The 3,074-nt window shown below is 63.9% G+C and carries 4 protein-coding genes and 1 tRNA gene; all 5 read left to right on the top strand.

Annotated elements, in window-relative coordinates; genetic code table 11:
- Positions 1–204: 204 nt before the first annotated feature.
- The 5 genes from yajC to Q0629_RS08905 all read left to right on the top strand — a co-directional run bounded on the left by yajC (position 205) and on the right by Q0629_RS08905 (position 3,069).
- Complete coding sequence (gene yajC, locus Q0629_RS08885) at positions 205–483, top strand: preprotein translocase subunit YajC (RefSeq protein ID WP_298781543.1); 279 nt, start codon at positions 205–207, stop codon at positions 481–483.
- Positions 484–534: 51 nt separating this feature from the next.
- The gene (locus Q0629_RS08890; RefSeq protein ID WP_298781546.1) at positions 535–1,827 is read left to right on the top strand and encodes a C40 family peptidase; all 1,293 of its coding nucleotides are present in this window, start codon (positions 535–537) and stop codon (positions 1,825–1,827) included.
- Positions 1,828–1,931: 104 nt separating this feature from the next.
- Positions 1,932–2,492: a DJ-1 family glyoxalase III gene (locus Q0629_RS08895; protein ID WP_298781548.1), complete on the top strand. Its 561-nt coding sequence runs from the start codon at positions 1,932–1,934 to the stop codon at positions 2,490–2,492.
- A 45-nt stretch (positions 2,493–2,537) separates the two neighbouring features.
- Entirely contained in the window at positions 2,538–2,822 is a 285-nt protein-coding gene (locus Q0629_RS08900; RefSeq protein ID WP_298781550.1) for a hypothetical protein, read from the top strand.
- Positions 2,823–2,993: 171 nt separating this feature from the next.
- A tRNA-Lys gene (locus tag Q0629_RS08905) sits at positions 2,994–3,069 on the top strand.
- Positions 3,070–3,074 lie beyond the last annotated feature (5 nt).

A 3,074-nucleotide genomic window follows, 5' to 3' on the forward strand; every position in this document is an offset into this window, starting at 1 on the left:
TGTTCCTGAGCTCCTCCAATCACGAAAAGCACACGGACATCCCGCACCACAACCCGAAGTTCGACGTCGACGAGGACGTCCTGTACCGGGGCAGCGCCGTGTTCGTCAGCATCGTGGAGGAGTTCCTGGGCCGCTGAGCCGGCCCTTCCCGCCCGGCCTCGCAGGGAAAATGCGGAGCGGTTTTATCTATGGAGGGGTTCGACCATGAATGATCTGTTGTCCCTCGGCATCCTTTACGTGCTGGGGATATTCGTCCTGATCTACTTCTTCACCGTGCTGCCGGCACGAAAAAAGCACAGGCGGGTGCAGGCCATGCACGCTGCGGTCAAGGAGGGCGACGAGATCGTCACGATAGGCGGCGTCATCGCGCAGGTCCTATCCCGCGACGACACGGAGCTCGTACTGAAGCTCAATGACGCGGGAACGACCATGAAGATCGTCGTCTACGCCGTGCAGTCCATCCGCAAGAGCAGGACAGAATAGGCATCACACCACGCAAAATCCAAGCACACAAAATTCTGAGGAGGTTGTTTCATGCGTTCTTTGGTTGGAAAAGCGCTTTGTATCGCATCGGCCCTCTGCGCCGCGGCCCTCGTCACACTCCCCGCTCAGGGGACCGACGGATCAGGAAACATGTGGGCGGTCGTCACCGCGCCGATGGCCTCCACGCTCTACGACGGGGAGCGGGACGACGAGGTCCTCTACGGGATGGTCGGCGAGGTCCTGGCAGACAAAGACGACCAGGGGCTCTATAGCGTGCGGATGCAGTACGGCTACAAGACGTCCATCGAGGGCCAGCACGTTGCGCTCGTCTCCAGGGATGAGGCCGAGGCCTGGCGGGCCTCCGTCACCCATCAGGTGATCGCCCCCTTTGCGGACGTGCTGCCCGAGGCCCGGACGGAGTCCTATCCCCCGCTCATCACCCTGCCCCGCGGGGCGTACCTCAAGGTGGGGGAACCGGACTCCGAGGACGCCCGCTGGCTTCGCGCCGAACTTTTCGGCGGGCAAACCGGCTGGGTCAACAAGAACCTGGTACGGGAGCTTCGCGCGTGGGGCCAGGAGGAGGCCGTGCGCGCGGCGCTCACGGCCGACGCGGAGCTCTACCTCGGCGTCGGCTATCGCTGGGGTGGGAAGACCCCCTACGGCCTGGACTGCTCCGGCTTCACCAGCATGGTCTACATGCTGAACGGCCTCGACATCTACCGCAACTCCCGTCCCGAGGTGGGTTATCCCATCGCCCTGATGCACGTGGAGGGGACGCCGGAGGACGCCCACACGGCGGAGACGCTGACCGCCGCAAAGCCGGGGGACCTGATCTTCTGGGGTGGGCACGTCGGTTTCTACGTCGGAAACGGGAAGTACATCCACTCCAACGGCTCCTCCTTCAACACGCGGGTCAACTCCCTGATCTCCGGGGACGAGGACTTCCGGGCGAACCTGGCGAAGCCGTCGGCCATCTACACCTGGGGGACGGCGTTCCCATCGGAGCCCAACCGGCTCGTCGTCCGGCGGTTCTACGCCCTGCCCTTCACGTCCGGCGACCAGACGGGTTACCGCTTCTACGCCCGCGCGGACGGGTACGCGCCGAACCGCGCGATTCTGTACCCTGAGGGGAAGGACGGTCCGGCCATCGAGGTGGGCAGGACGCGCCGCATGCTCTACGACAACCCGGCGTCGGAGCACAAGGACGTCCCCGTCTACTTCTACCCGAAGCCCGGCTCCTACAGGCCCGCGCTCGTCCTGGTGAACGACGAGGGCTACCGCCCGGAGGGAAAGACCATCAGCAGCGACCTCACGGAGATGACCGAGCCCATCGCCGTCCGGTGAGACGCCCTGTTCAGGAGCGACCGGGGCCTGCCCATGAGGCAGGCCCTTTTTCGCTTGCCTAAACGCCCCCGATGGAGGACAATGGGCCTTAGGAGGTGTTGTCTATGGCAAGCGCAGCGGTATTTCTGATCGACGGTTTTGAGGAGACCGAGGCCCTGACCACCGTGGACATCCTGCGGCGGGGCGGTGTGGAGGTCACGACCGTCTCCCTTACGGGGCGGGGCGACGCGGTGAGCAGCCGCAAGGTCCCCGTCCAAGCGGACGCGATCTTCGAGGACGCGAAGGACAAGGACTTCGACATGCTGGTCATCCCGGGCGGAACGGTGGAGTACGCCAGGCATGAGGGCCTCCGAACGCTGGTGCAGAAGTACGATGCGGCGAAGAAGCCCCTGGCGGCCATCTGCGCAGCGCCGCTGGCGCTGGAGCGCGCCGGGGTGCTGAAGGACCGCCGGGCCGTCTGCTATCCGGGGATGGAGCCTCAGATTCCCAGCGCGATCCTCGGCACTGAAAACGTCGTGACGGACGGACACATCACCACGGCGAAGGGGCCGGCCATCACCCCCTTCTTTGCGCTGAGGCTGCTTGAACTTCTCTGCGGCAAGGAGAGGGCCGACGAGGTTGCGAAGGACTTTCTGATCCCGCTGATCGGCGGAGGTCAGCGATAGGCCCGTTTACAACCCGGGACAACTTTGATCATCGAGGTGGATGAAATGACCAACGAGGAGTTTGCGCGCTGCGTTCAGGAGGCTGGGGAGAAGGACCTGGAGAACTTCCAGATGGGGATCGTGATGCTGAAGAACCTTCGCCCCATCATGGCAAAGTACGGCCTCACCGATAAGGCGGGCCAGGACGCCAAGCTGAAGGAGGAGAACGCAGCAGCTCGAACCGCCACGCTGATGCAGTTCTGCCCCGCGGCCGAGTCCGCGGAGGTGCTCTACGTGGACGAGAACGGCGGCCAGTACGACGCGCTGATGTCAAAGCAGAGCGGCTACTGAGGAGGCGTCGGGCGTCCACGACCTCAACGGGTTCGCCGCGGCGGTCCCTTTGAGGAATGCGGACGAATTCCCCTTCGTCCCGCGGAGGCGTCGTCGCCCCCGCGGGCATTTTCTTTCCCCTCTCTTCAAATTGTTATGGTATAATGCCATGGTGTCTGTTTCAGACGCCTTGAGCCGTTAGCTCAGTCGGTAGAGCACCGGACTTTTAATCCGGGTGTCGTGGGTTCAAGTCCCACACGGCTCACCAGTCCA

The sequence above is a fragment of the uncultured Fretibacterium sp. genome, from assembly GCF_938030725.1.
Lineage (GTDB): Bacteria > Synergistota > Synergistia > Synergistales > Aminobacteriaceae > Fretibacterium.

Coding starts and splice junctions, on each gene's coding strand:
- Q0629_RS08895 (WP_298781548.1), top strand. CDS start 1,932: ATGGCAAGCGCAGCGGTATTTCTGATCGACGGTTTTGAGGAGACCGAG.
- yajC (WP_298781543.1), top strand. CDS start 205: ATGAATGATCTGTTGTCCCTCGGCATCCTTTACGTGCTGGGGATATTC.
- Q0629_RS08900 (WP_298781550.1), top strand. CDS start 2,538: ATGACCAACGAGGAGTTTGCGCGCTGCGTTCAGGAGGCTGGGGAGAAG.
- Q0629_RS08890 (WP_298781546.1), top strand. CDS start 535: ATGCGTTCTTTGGTTGGAAAAGCGCTTTGTATCGCATCGGCCCTCTGC.